The organism is Agrobacterium sp. ST15.16.024, from assembly GCF_027956545.1.
In the GTDB taxonomy this organism is placed as follows: Bacteria; Pseudomonadota; Alphaproteobacteria; order Rhizobiales; family Rhizobiaceae; genus Agrobacterium; species Agrobacterium cucumeris.
Window position 1 is genome coordinate 1 of sequence record NZ_JAQKGO010000013.1, and the last position, 16,060, is coordinate 16,060.

Here is a 16,060-nt window from a genome sequence, read left to right on the forward strand (position 1 = left end):
TATGGTGAAGTCACCGAAGATATTGCGACACCGGTTCTCGGTGAGATCCTGCCGGAGTATGCCGACGATATCTATAAGGTTGGTCGCGCTGTTCTGGAAGCCACCTTCCTGACTAAGGAGCTGTTTTTTCTCAAGATGGAGCCCACCAGTTAGGGCCCGCCCAAGGCGACTAAGCTATGAGGACGATCTCGCCTTCTGGCAAGTCTATCCTTGGCTCATAAATATCCTACGGTGTCATCTTTCTCCTGCGACGTTTGTATTATGTTTGTATTATGTTTGTATTTTCATAATTGTTTGTAACTGAATAAAGTGTTTTAATTTATTTCCCTCTTGCTTTACTCTAAACTTAATTATGTTAATAACAATTCTTATATAACGATCAATCATTATTAATACCAAATTTAGCTATTACATCATACGATCAGACTCCATAACATGTTACACAGATAAAACACACTAGTTTCAAAAAAATAGACTCTTTCCAGCACATACAATCTCTTCATACTTAAAAAACATATCGCTCTGATCCTCTGGCTGACGCTGCCGGGTAAAGACATCGAAGGGGCCACACTCGCCGTCCACTGTGCGCACCGATATCTCACCGGTCTTCTCAAAACAATTGCTGGGGAGGAACGCCACGAAATAGTCGCAACAAGCAGATTGAAGAGATCCAGATGCAGGACCTCCACAAACAATGGAGTTAAGTTTCTCAAACGCCTCGGCCCTTGTAACCCCAGGCAGGTATGGTGGAAGCGAAGTAATTTTCGCGACTGAATTGCTGTTGCAAACGAGGATGCGATTCTTTACACACAAGTCTGCTATTGGTTCATCCATATACATAAAAAGAAGCTTGTCGACCGTCACAGATTGATCGAGATCCGCCACCGCGTAACCGTTGCTTTTCCAGAAGTCGAGATCATCGCGGTAGTCCCGTAGCGCCGCCTCAAGCTCGGCCCTCACATCCGGACCCAGGACTGTAACGAGAGAAATGCCTTCCAATTGACGCTCCAACTCATCTGCCATGCTCATGCTTTAGCAGGATTAGTGCTTTGTGCCTCCAGCTGTAAATTCTCTTCTGATCACTTTAGAGCAGCTGGAACCTATTTAAACACCTGGCCTCCTCCTTGTTGATTTCTGTGAACTTTTCGAGATGCGAAATAGATAAAAAATGAAATAAAATCTCAACCGGGCGTATCCGAATCTGTCAACTTGACTTTATTGGGGAGAGAACCTCTCACAAAGCATCATAATCAAAGCAGCCACACTTTCGATATTAGTGGAAGTTATTGGTGGTCTCGCAGCTCAGCCAATCAGGTAAGGATATAGTGAAGCGATGGATTCGATATGCTAGAAAAGGAACCACTCCATTAGCAATCGAGTGGCATCCGCGTCAGCCTCTCGTGCCCAACCCAATTTCAATGCTTTTTGGATATTATTGACTGTCCTAGTGGACTGCCATTTTTGAAGGCTCTTCTTCCGCCACGGGATTATATTCCATTTCCACTAAACTCTCTTTTGAATATTAAATTTGGCCTCAATCGAGATCGGTTGGAGATCAATGCTATAAAGATAGGTTTCAAGGAATTGGAAAACATGTTGAGGATGTCCTGTTGATTGGGCGCCGATAGTCAGGACGGCATGCTCACCGCTCACGCGATTCCAGTAACTCCCTTAGCAGCTGTCATGCTCACCGCCGTCTGCCGACGGGCAAATATGTTCTTCTGCCACCCTCGCTTGAAAAAGGTGCGCTACCGTTGTTCAGCAACCTTCCCAATGGTTATGCTCAACGAAAGCTACAACAAGAAGCACAAGGTCCGTTACAAGCCACCCGCCTTGAGCCCCCTGCGACCGCATTGTCCGGCAAGGTCGTCGTGCTCGTCACCTCGACGCCAGTCAATTTGGAACACCTGAGCTTAGCTTCGGTGCTACCGGCAAGTCACTCAACTTGGCTACAATCTGCGTGCTCTCTCAAACTCTGTCTGTATTATTTACGTATAACTGGCCAGCGGATATCCCAATAAACGCTGTATCCACCGTCTTTGTTATCACGTTGTACCCTTTGATATGTTATCAGATATTAAATAAATAATTTTAACACTATATTACTTCAATAAGCACACGGCACTGCAATGCGATTGATTACCCAAAAATATATATCATGATCATTTAACTACCCATCGAGCGCACACAGCGCTTATATTATAGATATTCAAAATATAACATATTTTACAATAGCACTTGATATCATCATCCCGTTATTTTAACACAATAACGTAACCGACACACGGGAGAACAAGCGAAACATGCATGATCTTAAGTCATGTAAGATAATACGAAATATAATCGAAACTCCCGTTGGATCAGCGGTGCACTGCCTATTCCAACAGGACCTTGCCAATTGCCAGTATGGCCTCATAAGCTAAGGGCCCCTCCAGTTGTCTGCTATAAATCTTGCAAAGGCCTTCGCCGCCATTTTTGGTGACAATTTCACAGCTCTGATAGTCGAAATTTTCATCTGGCAAGATCGCCACAAAATAATCCATGTCTGTTGGATTCCGGTACCCTCCTCCCGAAATGGAATTGTGGATCTCCCTTAAAGCAGCGAGTGAGACATTTGTCTGATAGGGAGGAACGACGCACGATATCAGATCTCCCTCCAAATGCTCCTCGCACACGAGATGCTTGTTCTCCTTGCAGGCTTTAGCCACGGCCAGGGAGGTAAAGACGAAGGACAGAGGATACTTGAACCCGGCCGGATGCAGCCCCATTTCTGCATTGTTGACATGGACTGCCTCCATATGAGCCACACGCTCAGTTGCAGATGGTATATAGTACTTTAACGTCTCTGTTTGTGCAGCCTTGTAGGTTTCCACCACATTAACAAGCTGAGCCTTCAGTCGAGTGGGCTCCTTGATCAAACGAAAATCATCGACATGAAGCCGTTGAGAGCTACCACCGAAATAACGAGCCATTCAACTGCCACTTTAGGTTAACTTGGAAAAATGCATGGGAAGCAGAGGTATTTAAAGGTGCTTGGTCACTAGTGTCAGCAACGCAAATTATCTGACTTATGAACTTTTCTTCCGATTATTACTCCAAGGCCACATTGTTTGTAAAACGTTTTCCATTTGCTACAGAAATTATTGAACAATCATGAAGGCGACACTTTGGCGTATTGCGGCTATTTCGTTCAAATAATCAAGGATTAAAAGTCTTTCCTCTGACTTCTGGTTTCTTTATGTTGAATTTGCTATGTGACTTTTTAGAGTGGGCTAATTTTCTTGTCTTTATTATCAGTTTTCAAGGAGAACGAGTTTGCCTAGTTTAAACATGTGGGCACTTCTATCGAGATATTGATAGCTAAGTTTGACAAATTAATCATCTATTGCGGCATTGCGGGCCAGCTTCGGTCATATATTGCGGCTATGTGAACTATTTTCTTTAATACACAAATAATTAAAAACATAAATGGAAAAAGTGATAACCAAATTTCGAACAGGCAGGTTTCATTTCAAGCAAACAACCCATCCATCGGAACCAAAAAAGAACAAGTGCATCCATGGCGCAGGTTACATCAACCAGATCCATGAGTTTATTACATTTATATTTCTAGCGTGAAACAGGTACCACCTCCAGCCTCTGGGCACCGTCAGAACAGCTACTGCCATCACTCCATTCCAAATTTGCATTCGCCATGCCTCACCAACGCACCAGGTTCGAGCCTGAGCTGGTTGCTGGCATAAAGGTCGAAGGTCAGAGACTTTCCCTTTGTTGAAGTTAGTTCCATCTGCCCATCCAGCTTGACGAAGTACCCGGGGACAGAAAGTGCGGCGAAGTAGGCGCTCCGGATAACATCCTCGTATCCAAAGAATCCTGATGCCTGCCTAAGCCCCCTGCACACCTCACCGAGACTTACATCTTTCTGGTATGGTGGAAGATTGGTGATGAGCGCGCCGTGCGTGGAATTGTAGGGCAAAGACCCTCCATAAAAGCATCGCATCATCGTCGGGCAATCGACGTAGAGGTACAGTATCCCAGGGTCTTGGCGACCGCCCTCTTCGTCAACATCCATCGACTGGCCCTCACCCGGCTCCGTCAGGGGGGTCCGCTCCTTTGAGGCGCTCTGGATGTGTTTCTTTAGCTCATCGCTGGACGATACGTCGCCTACCTTAAGACTGGAAAAGAGAGCACATAGGTCAAATTCCGCCATGTTAGCAAAGTAGGAAACAATAGTGGCGTGCACCCAGAACTGGAAGCACCATTCCCTTTATAGATGCTTTTGCTTATATGAGTTGAATATCAGTTAGGTATAGCTGCAAAACCCAATATTCATAAATTATACGACTATCGATGTTCCACGTCTCACATTTGTAAAATAATTATAGACCGGCACGTGTCTGTACTTAAAATGGCCTTTAAGGGTTTTGCATCTTTGCAAAAGCACGAGTGGGAATAGGTTCTGCTGTCCAATAATGGTGTCACATCGTCAATAGCATCTTTCTTTTTCCTTTAATTATGGTCGCACGCGCCTACCTTTATTTATGCTGCGAAAAGGCACTACTTTTTCAACCTGTGCACCACGTTAGGCCTGTCTGCACCACACAGGTGTCGCTTTTCCATGGGATCTCATTCAAAGCACTTAACTAGCCACGATTCCTTCTTTTAGATAAATGCTATTTCGGCCCATTTTGATTTTTGGGCTCTAAAACGATTGATGGGCTTCAAATCTAAAACTTGTATCAGTATGGCACTTATAGCAAGATCCGAATGGACTGGTTGCCTGGCGTGGCAATATTAAGTCGTATAGGTCCAAATTGTATTTAAGATTACACTTGCTATATAATCCACATTTTATTGGCATAAGAGTAATTGCGTAATTGAAATAAATTATTTGTATGAGCAGACATATGCAATTTCAAAATATACCACATACATCAATAGAATTTATGATATTATCGGCAATAACTACACGTAGCGGCAATAATTACATCTTAATTATAAATAGCATCGAGAGTGCAACCATCAACAAGTTGCCCGTGCAGCTTTCACGAAACCCAATATTCGGCAAACTTTAAGCTCTACCCCACCCCTCCCCATTTCAGGTATCTTTTAGATACACTTTCACTAAAGCCAAACAAAAAAGACAAAAATGCTAGCCCACTACTATGACCTCGTGACCAATCAAGCAGGCATTATTTTTCGCTTGATCCAGGTTTTAAGGCCGCCATGTCCGAGCATCGATTTTGATGCGATGGTGATTATTGCCAGATTGCCTCTGGCTTTCCCGACCGGAAACTGTGGCTGATTGATGCCACTTGCCGGCGGCGTACTTTAAATGGCACTGAACTTGCCGTTATTCCACAGTTATCCCCAACCTCACATCACAATGCCTCCTCGATTACTATTCCTTCAACGCTTTCAACCACGAGATCTCACAAAAGCCTGGAACCAGCTTAACTTGTTCAATGAGATCCAATTTGCATTTTTAATCTATAGCCAAGTCTATAGCAAAACTCTCATGGATTTCCAGAAAAGGTGGGCCCAAGGCGTGCTTGATTTGGAGGAAAACCGTCCGCCGGTGGTCATACTTAAACAACTGGCCCATCTTCTAAAAAACAAAGTATGTTATCATCCCCCCATGCTTGTCGATCAACCGGATTTGGCCAGAGAAAACGACCGACATGTATTTGTCTATCTATCTCGCGAGAAGATGCAGAAAGTACTGGAGGAAAAATCCATCACGTTTGGATTAGAGGCCGTGCTGGCGACCACGATGCAACCCTATCGTAGCGACCTCGCCCTCCAGGAGATGGTCCGTGCTCACAACATTGCTTGGCCGCACCGCCGCGTGGAAGAACCTGATCTGGAAGGTTTTATCGCCATTTTTGCAAGTACCTTGTTCATTCACCTGCTGGAGTTAAAAGTGACAAATGTGTACGGCAGGGAGGTAGCCTGCACCTTCTTCGTGCGGCAAGGCACTGGAAACCGCTCCTATGACGTCATTGCTTGCGGCATCACACAGTTCACCAAAAATGCTGGCGTGATGCCACGACCGGCGGTACCGTCACCGGAGCCAGACCTCACCCTGCGGCTCTCGGGACCCAACCAGAAACGTGAAGAGGGTGATATGAAGCCTGCTATAGTAAATCTGAAGAAAGAAACCTCGGCGACTTGAGGTCCCCTGCAGGCCACCTTTAACTATAAGTTTGGTAGGATTTCTATGTTTTCCGGCGTAGCCCCTATGCTCCTGTTAGGAGTTGTGTAGCGTACGCCACGATGTATTTTACTTGTGTTGAAATAAATTATTACAGCATTATTTCTGCCGCCAATTTTCAGAAAATAGGCAAATCATTTCGATATTTATAGAGATCTCACACAATACTGATAATGCTTTTACATTGATATTGTTACAAAGGCGCCTTAACAGACAATAATATTCCAAACATTACAAATCGCCATAGAGAGACGTTAAAGTACTATATAGAAAATTAAAAACAATCGCACGGTGGCTCGCAACTTATTGTACCAACGAGAAAATAGCCGACATCATCTCCGGCGGCGAGATGAATCGAAATTATAGAGCCACGTGCGTATTAATCCCGTAGGTTTGTTTAGAACTGCGTATTAACCCCGTAGGTCTGAATATTCCGGTCCAGCGACAAAGCGTCCCCTCGTGGCAATTCCGTGATCATTGACCATCACGGGAGGCCCAGGAGAAGTTATAGCCAGAGGAGTGACGCTCAGATCATCAAGCTCTGCAATTTGGTCAGGGAGGAAATCGCCCGGCGACACACGTTTGGCCTTCTTCTTCTTGACCTTAGCCCGCCGAAATAGGTCGGAGACAACGAGCGAGGCCTCTCCAAAGGTCTGGGCCATTCCGACAACGTTTATTCCGGCTAGTTCCATCCTGAGAATAAAAGAAGTGCTGTTAGCAAAATAGATTTCTTGCAAAACGAAACAAACATTTAGAACTTACAGCATTGAAGCATTACAGCATGATCTAAATAATTCATTCTTCTGGTGAAGCGATTTATATAGGAAGTTAACAAATGGCTGGCCGAAGACTAAGAAAAAAATAGTAGAAGGCCCACCGCCGAAAGTAATGGTCGTTGTAGACCCTATGCAATGATGAAGCATTCTTTTTTTGTTTGGCTGTTAACCTTTCTCCGTTGATTGCGGATTTTCTTTCAGCCTGCTCAATTGGCAACATTAAAGTCTTGTGAAAAGGAAATTCAAACCGAAGGTGATAGTGACCCCTTAGCTCGTCCAAAATATATGCAGTCCTAATTAGCGGCTAGTGGACCCCAAACGGCACAGTGGCGAATGCAAGTGGGGCGGCTGCCAATGACGAATGCAGTGACCTCATTGGGGTTAGTGGGAATATCTCGAATTGCGTGGCCGGCTAGTGTGTCAAGGGGCCCGCTATTAGCTGTCAAGATGCGAAAGCACGTGGAGACAAGCAATCACGAAGGCATTTCTCTGGAGATGTGAAGACTTTAATGTCATCGATCAAGGCGCTAATGGTCACAGATGGAAATTTTTGGAATCTGATTAATGTCATTTTAAGCCCACTCAAAGAATATTTTTTAAGCAGGATTCAATCAAAAATAAAGGAAAAACATTATTATTCATGGAAAGCTAAGTTGAGCGCCGCTACTGCAGCTTACAGGCTTACGGGATTAATACGCACTAATACATTAATATACTTAAGCAGGAAAATATATTTTATTCCAATCCAGGGGATGGAGTGAAGATAGTGTCCCGCCGGTGCTGCGAATGACGGTGCAGGCCGTTATGATGCCCGTCTTAACCTGCTCTTCGAACAAAGCTCCGTTTACGCAGTCCTTACTGTCAATCTGGCAAACTGCCCCATGCTCCATTAACGGAGAATCATACATATGCGGATCTTGGCTGTACTGACATTTTTTAAGAGAATTTTCCCTCCATAAAGAGGCCCTGAAACCATCCTTCAAGTGGCCGTCGAAGACATATTCTTCGTAATCTTCGTTGACTGGAACCAAATGACAAGCCAATTCAGGAAAGACAGCAGCAAGTTCTCTGACTAAATCCAAGCACCTTCTCTTCTTCTCATCGGACTGGAACGGGCGGGATAGATAGTCGTTCATTTCATAATGAAAAATAACAAGCCCCTCTCCCGATGGCGATTCGATGTCAATACAACAGAGCTCACGGACGAGCCCATCCGTCCAGATCAAAGCTGGGATATCGTCATCAAGCCAGAATTTTTGCTTTGTGATCATGAAAAGTGCTGCGTTAACAGTAGCAGACGAGTTTCCAGCGGGGGCTTCGATATCATAGCCGACACAGGTCACATGGCTAACCGGAGTGATATTAGTTGCATCGGGCCCACCTCGCCCGCCAATGATGACCTGGTCAAAAACGCGCGAACGGCCATCTTTCATGCATACCTTCACTTTCCCGCCCTCCTTGGCTAGTCCACGCAGGGGGTCAAAATGGAATCCTACTTTTCTCTTGAATATCTCAATGCGCATCAGAGCCTGCAAAAGATGAACCCCTCCAACAGAGATATACTGGTCCTCCTCGTACCCATTGATTATCCAGTCCAGGACTGTCGAAAACAGTAGGGTGTAACAGGAAGAAACTCGGCCGCCGCCCAATCTCATCATCCCGAAAGCAGCAAAATCAGTTGTTTGCCATGCCGCCCCACCAGGACTCTCGACACCGCAGCTGAAGATCTCGACCAGAGCGGCATGGAAAGTGAAATTATCAAACTCCCTGAGCCAAGCCCGCCTTGCTTCCGAGGCTTCTTCATAACGCCGACCTCTCAGCATGGAAAAGATATCCATCGGAGCGATCAGCCTCCTGCCGTTCCGTTCACACCCGTGGTATAGTAGTTTCTCCCACCCTGCAGATATCCGCTGGAATTCACCTGGTGGAGCTTGTCCAGCCGGCCATTCGTAACGTTTTTTCCGGAAGTAGAGTGCTGTGTGATCGTTGCCGGCACAAGGAAAACGAAGGCTGGACGGAATTCTAAACTTATCCAGATAGTATGACAGACAAACTTGGTTGCCGGAGATGGGCATGACACCGAATGACGTCAAGACCTGGCGAGCGTCGCCGTTTGACATCGGCGATACACCCAAACTCCGAACCTCATCTACTGGGGTAAAAAGGGCTATTTCCCTGACGCCAGCGTCAAGTAGTTCTGCAGCAGCAACAAGGCCAGAGAGCCCACCACCTACGATGGCGACACTAGGTAGTGGTGTGCCTTCCGGATAATGCCCCACACCATCATTGGCATCGCGCTCATGGAGGAAAACCTGATAGTCGTACCGCAGATCGAAGCAAGAAAGATCCTCATTGTAGTTCGCTGGCTGATGCAATGCGTTGTGAAAGAGCACAGACCCTATTGCAACTATGTCGTAACGGCTGAAGCACTCAGCGGGACGACGAAAGAAGCGGCAGGTTGTTTTTAATCCATTTCGCCCATGCACATCACATGTACCCTCCTCAACAAATAGGCTGCTGAGTTGGATGGCAATAAAGCACTGCACGTCTGCAATGCTCGTGTGACTGCCTGGACAAAAACTATTGTGGGCTCGAGACATTTCCTGCAGTGAGAGGTCACTCACGTAGGGCGGGATCATGCAAGCAAGGACGGCGTCGCCAGGTTGAGCAATGCACTGGTTCTCAACAAAGTGGCGCAACCTGCGGTACGACGTATAAATGAAGACCTTCGTGCGACAAGATCTCAGCACTTCCAGTGTGCCTGTTCGGGGACCATGAAGGCAAGGTTCAATCTGGAACACCAGAGCCATGTCTTCTATGGCTTCTGCAAATCCGTGGTCGAACACCCAATCCGTCCACCTTTGCTGATATTGTAGGAGTTCATCGCAAAACTGGTCATAGCAGACAAAGGCCCGAGAAATTGCTCGTTTCAGTTTGGCCGCACTAGGTAGACCGGTGATAGCAAACGGGGGGAAACGGGGGCGGTTATAGGGAAGATCCATCATGTAGATATGGAGTATTGAGAGAATATAGAATTTCCTTTTGTTTATAGAAGGCATGCTTTGTTAATGTAAATCTGGATGTAATATATATAAATTGAAACTATTTGCCGGAATTATCTTTTTATTCTGATGTACACGTAAATGGCGACATGTCATTGAAATTCAATAAAGCTGTCTCCCTAGACAACATCAACAATTAAAGAGATGAACGAAAATTCAAAAAAGTCGGAAAATTACGGCCCAAATTTATGCAATTTCGAACATGCAATAAGATTGACAAAAGGAATTCAACATACAATGGCAACACAAATATCAAACACATTGGAAACTTCCGTTACTGCTTCTGTTTTGTATCGTGCTCATAATGTCCTATCAATTAAGCCAAATACATCTTTAACGCTCGCAATTTCATTATCATCGCTTCCATCGTCTTCCAGGAATTCGGCATAACTTTCGAGCATTTTAGCAGCAGCATCGAGGATCAGAACACCAATTTCATTGAACTCCTTACAGGGATGTGGTTCCCGGAAAGTTATATATTGGCTGCAGAAGCTCGCTCTGCTGATATCGCGGGGCTCAACCATTGTCGGGGCGTCGAAAAGACCGAGAACGTATTTTCTGACAACCTGGGGGTCGACGAGTTCAAACTGACTTTCATTTTCGAGGGAGAAGGCGGTGAGTGGAAGTCCGTCTTCTTTGGCGGCGTAGCAACGGCTGGCATGGTCGCAGAAGAGACAAAAAACATCACTCAGCGGGACGGAACAAAGATCAGTCCGTTTGAAAAAGGTGGCGAGTGCAGCAGCGGAAAGATTAAGACAAGATGAAGGGCCTGTGTGAAGACCGAAACTCGTGCCCCAACCAGCCCTATATACCTGCTCCCCAAGGCGGTGAAGCACCTCCAACGCGCGGTGTGACTCGACATCCACTTCCAGACACAGAACCTTGTCACACTGATAAACTACCGTCCCAGGTTTATTGGCGGCAATTCCGAAGACCGTACTGCCAAGCAATTCTCTATCCCGCTCGACCAAGCCGAGATGGGTGAAATCGGCGGCGGCAAGTTTACTGTTGTCGGGGACCGGAGCGAAAAGAAGTTCAAATTTGGACCTGGGCGGACGTGGACTTGGTCTGCGAATACCGTGCTGCTTCCAATGACTTTTCAATTTCTCTGCAGTCACTGTGCCATCGCCTTTCATAAAATTGTAACTCTCTATCATTCTGGCTTCGACGAGAGCTCCAGAACTCGCAAACTGGAGGGTGAAATGGACAGAAACCGGAGAGTTGCTGGAACTCATCCTCGGCTGAATGAAGATGTATACGATGGCACCTTCTCCAATATCCTGAGCAACTTCTTTCTCGATCTTTTCACGGACAGCATGGCTGATCCCGTCGGAAGTGGCTAACATAGCACTTGCTATGTCGGGGTGGCAGATTGCGCACTGGTACCCTATTCCGAGGTCTCGCACTGGAGTTTCACCGGCGGCGACGGCAATTCGGTGATTTAGAGCAGGCATCCGCCGAATGACGTCGCCGAGGCCTGTCACTTTTTCGGCATCCATTGCAGCAACGACATTACATATGCCGCTAAGACCTCTGGCGACAGCGGCCGTAATCACATCTACAGGATCATGCAAAATCTGCAGCGCAGCGAGTTCTCTCTTCCAGTTACCCTCCGGGAAGGCGACCGCGGCAGCGCACATCGCGTCGCTGGCTGGCATGGTAGCAAGGCAAAAAAGGCAAGACCTTGGAAAGGGAGAGGTGGATGATTGGCGGTGTTTATAGGAAGTCAACGGGTCTGCAGGTCTACATCGACATAATCCGGCCTTGCACGCAAACATTGTCAGCCTGGCCCCACATTGATAATGGCTGGCCAACTAATCCCTGCTAAGAGTTATTTCTCTCACCAAAAAGTCAACTAATGCTTGCCGCGCTGCGTTACATTTAAGGCTTCATTCAGATCGTATTTACACCAGCTTTGAATATGTCTCTTGTTGAGGTCATTCCGGATATCGCGGAACGGGTAGCACGCGGTCTTACGGATCCCTCTCTCCGGGTTCTGCTCGCCTTCGATGGTGATGGCACCGCCTTTAAGCAAGATCGAAACCGTCAGTGCTGGGAAATTAATCCTGCCATCGATATCATCGACAATTTGACCAAGATCGCCCGGAAGGGACATTACCTACTGCTGACGTCCGCTCGCCACTGCGGCGAAATCGCTGCTTCGCCCTTCAAAGACATTCCAGGTATTGATTTTCAAGGGAATGACGGAACGGTCACAATCTTCAAAGGTCAACGTTTTGAATCCGTTCCCCTGCCCAACTGGAGCCGCATTCATGCGGTTATGGAGAGCGAATTTGGCGGCAACCCAGAAATCCGCAACATTCCGATGGAGCATTTCTATGGCTGTCAGATGTGGGACTCTCATCCACGTTACCAATCGGCCGGAGATCTGCTTTCATCGCTTCTTCCGCGTGTAGATCATTCCTGGGGACGCACTTTCCGGGCGACCGCAGTACCCGAGGGTCATTGCGTTATGCCCGAGGAAACGCCAGGCAAGCGCAAAGGCTATTTTGCTTATGTCAATCTACTCCCTCGTGAGATCGGCCTACATATAGCGTGCGGCAACGGCGAAAACGATAAAGATATGCTGACCGCTGTTGGCAACAAGGAGAATGGTATCGCGTTCTGGGTCGGTACCCGTGAGACGAAGCCCACTGGAACCAACGTCTTCGCCATACCGAATGAGGATGCTCTCTCTGCAATTCTTGGCGATCTCGGCGTGTTGTTGCCCGATCTGAGCAAGTGATCGCTCCGATCTGCCGCTGTTCTATTACATCCATAGTCACCGTAGGAAGGGAAAGAAGTCATAATTGCTTCAGTTGTTACTTAGTTTTTTCTATTTTAGTGTCTATGATCCGCCACTCCGGCGACTATTTCAATACACAACGCCAGAAATAATATAATATCTCCATGAGCCACTGCATTATTGAATAAATAACTATGGAATCTTTTTCACCGAAAATTATTTATATTTTATATACTTTATTTAATTAATCAATAATTCAGAATAGAATATTTTTAATATAAATTCTTTCAACATCATTAAGTACTTAAGACTCCCGCCGGATAAGGATTAATTATTACAAGAATCCTTTTTAGAAAAGCTCATATTTATCTGGCAGCCTTCCGAAACCGATGGAAAACGATATCCTTTGCCAGCGCAAACCGTTCCCCGTGAAAGGCACATGTTGGCCCGAGTGGAAGCTCGAATGGGATCTCCCAAATGGTGTCACGGCGGATGAGGTCTCGCCCGGCACTCGGTACCGAACCTCCTTGAACGTCTTGAAGAGACTCTGCCTCTTCAAGTCATCGAACACAGAGGCATGTACAATCTCGGAAAGCGAGTACAGGAATGCACTGAAACGTCGTTGCTCGCTGCTCTCGGAGAGATAGGCAGGCGCAATCTTTCCGAGCTCGATGCCGCACTCAGCTCTGACGATGTGCCCATCGCCTCTCACGACTTCAACTTGTGGCGAGTCTCCGCTTTGCCCGACCAACTCGTACGGCATAGTCGACAGATGTATTTGTTCTTTTTATAAAATGTTAGTAGTGAATATTATTGGCGCCCTTTCTAATTGCTCCAATCTGCTTGTATTTCCTATTTATATAATTTGGAAAATAAGTGCAGGCTCACGTATTGTTGCACGACGACGATTGGCGATAAAATTTTCACCTTTATTATTTAAAGGCGCGGATATTATTATTATTTTAATATCTTAAATAAAAATTGTAATTAGATAGGCTGTATTAATCACTTTTAAACATACCCGGACACCATCTGGTAATATAGCAAAAACGTGCTCAAAAATCGCTTCAAAGCTCTTGTACTTAGCTCGTTTACACCACAATATATCCTGCCACCCCACATAAGGCGACATCGTGCTTTGCCTTGGGTCGCTTATGAGGTGCGCCATGATCAAGAGCGATGATAGCCGCAACCTATTCGCGACCTTTTCATGAGGGAGCACGTTTCGGTAATATCTTGAAGCAAGGCCCGTTGTAAGGCGGTTTTGTTCGTTTGGAGACCTCGGGCGGTTGGCAGGAAAGTTCTGATGACAGTGTGCGCCACTTCGCTTATTGAACTCGGCTGTATAAAATCAGGCATTGGGCCAAGACACTGCGCTGGAGACGGATATCATCGTCGTTTGCGCAACCGCTGACGGCTTGCACGTCGGTCAACTTCTTCCGGTCACGACGCTCCACCGCCCTTAAGAGGCGGTCCATAAAGTTGAGCGCAACAAATCGCCGATTGGCGACGCTATAAATGCTGGAGGCCCCTAAGGGATGTCGAGGCGCCTGCATCCGGAGGAAAACCTCTCGGCACGACGACGGCGGGCGGACTCTGTCCACGTAGCGTGCCAATGCTTCCGCAACGGAGGGCACCAGCGGATAGATCTGGGCTTGTCGGCGCTTTAAGCGGAAAAGCCGAAGCGTTCGCCCCGCCCAGTCGATTTGGTCGAGCCGCAGCGCGGCTACTTCGCCGCGCCGCATACCATATACCGCCAGCAACATTAGGATCGCGCGGTCTCGGATATCGCGGGGCCGGTCGGTATCGACATCAGCCAACATCTTTTGGACGTCCGACCAGTCTGGGGCATATGGCAGAGATTCTTGTCGATAGAGCCGAGGCCGCGATATTGACGACACCAGGCGGTCTGAGCACCAAGCCTCTTTTGCCGCATATCGAAGAAATCCGCGCAAGGCTGAGACGATGTATGCAATCGAGACACGACCCCAGCGTCCGGCCCCTTGGGTCGCTATATAGTTGTCGATGTCTTCTGCCTTCAAATCCTTGAGCCGGTGGCTCGACTGTTCGCACCACAGCAAGAATCTGCCGGCTATGCGCCCCCATTGTTCCACCGTCGACGGTGTCAATCCGCGTTCGTCGCGCATCCAGCCAACATACCGGTCGAGTTGCGCCTGGTACGACAATATGACAGTGGGCTCACGCCACCAGCCAAGGAACTTCAGCCAGGGGCGCCCGATATCGACGACCCGACGTGCAGCGGTAGCCGCACCGTGAACATTCTGCCGAGCCTGCGCGATCGGCAACAACTCCGCCATGCCGACGCCGGCCGCAGCCTCTGGACCGAGATGTCGCGCGATCCACAGGAGTTCGTTGCGTTTGACCCTGAGAACTTCGGGTCTCGCTCCGAGTGTGGCGCAGTGATGCAAATAGCGGTTCCGCTCGTCAGCAAATGGCACTTCGGTAAATAGGGCATCAGCGGCTTGGTCGGAAAAGGAAGGGTGATCCATGTCGAACCTCCAAACGAGAAAAGGTCCGGCTGCCAAACTTGCGATTTATGTTGCGTCAAATCGGGCCCAAATACTCAGTTGACAAAGGGTATAGGTCAGCAGGGCCACATATGGACGGCCGCAACATAGCCCCCGATATGTTCGGCAGAACATATTGGCGGCTACAATCCGCTGTTCAAGGTAGACCGCGATCCGGGGCCGCTGACGCAGGCGCTCTGCTGGTCGCACGCGAGGCGCAAGTTCTTCGTGCTGGCCGACATCGCCACGAATGCCAAACGCGGCAGCCGCGCCGCACCGATCTCGCCTATGGCGTTGGAGGCCGTCAAACGGATCGATGCCCTGTTCGACATCGAGCGGCAGATCAACGGGCTTGCCGCAGCGGAACGCCTGGAGCGCCGTCGCAAGGACAGCCTGCCGCTTGTCGGCGAACTGCACTGCTGGCTTCAAACCGAACGGGCAAAACTGTCGCGCAGTTCTCCAGTCGCCGAGCCGATCGACTACATGCTGAAGCGCTGGAACGGCTTCACGTCTTTCCTCGACGAGGGCAGGATTTGTCTCACGAACAACGCGGCCGAACGAGCGCTGAGAGGCTTTGCTCTCGGGAGGAAGTCATGGCTCTTCGCCGGATCGGATCGAGGTGCCGATCGCGCCGCCTTCATGGCGACACTGATCATGACAGCATTATGCCGCGCGCGGCATAAGGCGGTTTATGCCGACCGGCGAACTATGCCGAGCACCTCTTCCAACTTACC

The 16,060-nt window shown here is 47.8% G+C and carries 8 protein-coding genes and 1 pseudogene; 3 read left to right on the forward strand and 6 right to left on the reverse strand.

Going from position 1 to position 16,060, the window contains the following annotated elements:
- Nucleotides 1-462: 462 nt before the first annotated feature.
- From PL640_RS23570 to PL640_RS23580, 3 genes are all read right to left on the reverse strand, one after another.
- Nucleotides 463-1,023, reverse strand: a complete 561-nt coding sequence (locus tag PL640_RS23570; protein ID WP_161596389.1) for a RolB family protein — start codon at nt 1,021-1,023, stop codon at nt 463-465.
- 1,352 nt (nt 1,024-2,375) lie between these two features.
- Nucleotides 2,376-2,972 carry a RolB family protein gene (locus tag PL640_RS23575; protein WP_077768172.1) on the reverse strand — a complete coding sequence of 199 codons (597 nt, stop codon included), beginning with the start codon at nt 2,970-2,972 and terminating at the stop codon, nt 2,376-2,378.
- Between the two features lie 695 nt (nt 2,973-3,667).
- Nucleotides 3,668-4,072 (reverse strand): RolB family protein, encoded by a 405-nt coding sequence (locus tag PL640_RS23580; protein WP_161596388.1) that lies wholly within the window; start codon nt 4,070-4,072, stop codon nt 3,668-3,670.
- 1,314 nt (nt 4,073-5,386) lie between these two features.
- On the opposite strand from PL640_RS23580, the gene PL640_RS23585 reads away from it, so the two are divergent.
- Complete coding sequence (locus PL640_RS23585) at nt 5,387-6,175, forward strand: RolB family protein (RefSeq protein ID WP_236771578.1); 789 nt, start codon at nt 5,387-5,389, stop codon at nt 6,173-6,175.
- 1,531 nt (nt 6,176-7,706) lie between these two features.
- On the opposite strand, the gene PL640_RS23590 is transcribed toward PL640_RS23585, so the two are convergent.
- Nucleotides 7,707-10,049: an FAD-dependent oxidoreductase gene (locus PL640_RS23590; protein ID WP_116979321.1), complete on the reverse strand. Its 2,343-nt coding sequence runs from the start codon at nt 10,047-10,049 to the stop codon at nt 7,707-7,709.
- 302 nt (nt 10,050-10,351) lie between these two features.
- The gene (locus PL640_RS23595; protein ID WP_077768103.1) at nt 10,352-11,710 is read right to left on the reverse strand and encodes a hypothetical protein; all 1,359 of its coding nucleotides are present in this window, start codon (nt 11,708-11,710) and stop codon (nt 10,352-10,354) included.
- A gap of 263 nt (nt 11,711-11,973) precedes the next feature.
- Here PL640_RS23595 and PL640_RS23600 point away from each other — a divergent pair, with 263 nt between their 5' ends.
- The gene (locus PL640_RS23600; RefSeq protein WP_010900201.1) at nt 11,974-12,798 is read left to right on the forward strand and encodes a hypothetical protein; all 825 of its coding nucleotides are present in this window, start codon (nt 11,974-11,976) and stop codon (nt 12,796-12,798) included.
- 1,328 nt (nt 12,799-14,126) lie between these two features.
- On the opposite strand, the gene PL640_RS23605 is transcribed toward PL640_RS23600, so the two are convergent.
- Entirely contained in the window at nt 14,127-15,308 is a 1,182-nt protein-coding gene (locus tag PL640_RS23605) for a tyrosine-type recombinase/integrase (RefSeq protein WP_077768104.1), read from the reverse strand.
- Nucleotides 15,309-15,452: 144 nt separating this feature from the next.
- Here PL640_RS23605 and PL640_RS23610 point away from each other — a divergent pair.
- A pseudogene (locus tag PL640_RS23610) lies at nt 15,453-15,989 on the forward strand (IS66 family transposase); the annotation flags it as partial.
- Nucleotides 15,990-16,060 lie beyond the last annotated feature (71 nt).

Coding starts and splice junctions, on each gene's coding strand:
- PL640_RS23570 (WP_161596389.1), bottom strand. CDS start 1,023: ATGGCAGATGAGTTGGAGCGTCAATTGGAAGGCATTTCTCTCGTTACA.
- PL640_RS23575 (WP_077768172.1), bottom strand. CDS start 2,972: ATGGCTCGTTATTTCGGTGGTAGCTCTCAACGGCTTCATGTCGATGAT.
- PL640_RS23580 (WP_161596388.1), bottom strand. CDS start 4,072: ATGGATGTTGACGAAGAGGGCGGTCGCCAAGACCCTGGGATACTGTAC.
- PL640_RS23585 (WP_236771578.1), top strand. CDS start 5,387: ATGCCTCCTCGATTACTATTCCTTCAACGCTTTCAACCACGAGATCTC.
- PL640_RS23590 (WP_116979321.1), bottom strand. CDS start 10,049: ATGCCTTCTATAAACAAAAGGAAATTCTATATTCTCTCAATACTCCAT.
- PL640_RS23595 (WP_077768103.1), bottom strand. CDS start 11,710: ATGCCAGCCAGCGACGCGATGTGCGCTGCCGCGGTCGCCTTCCCGGAG.
- PL640_RS23600 (WP_010900201.1), top strand. CDS start 11,974: ATGTCTCTTGTTGAGGTCATTCCGGATATCGCGGAACGGGTAGCACGC.
- PL640_RS23605 (WP_077768104.1), bottom strand. CDS start 15,308: ATGGATCACCCTTCCTTTTCCGACCAAGCCGCTGATGCCCTATTTACC.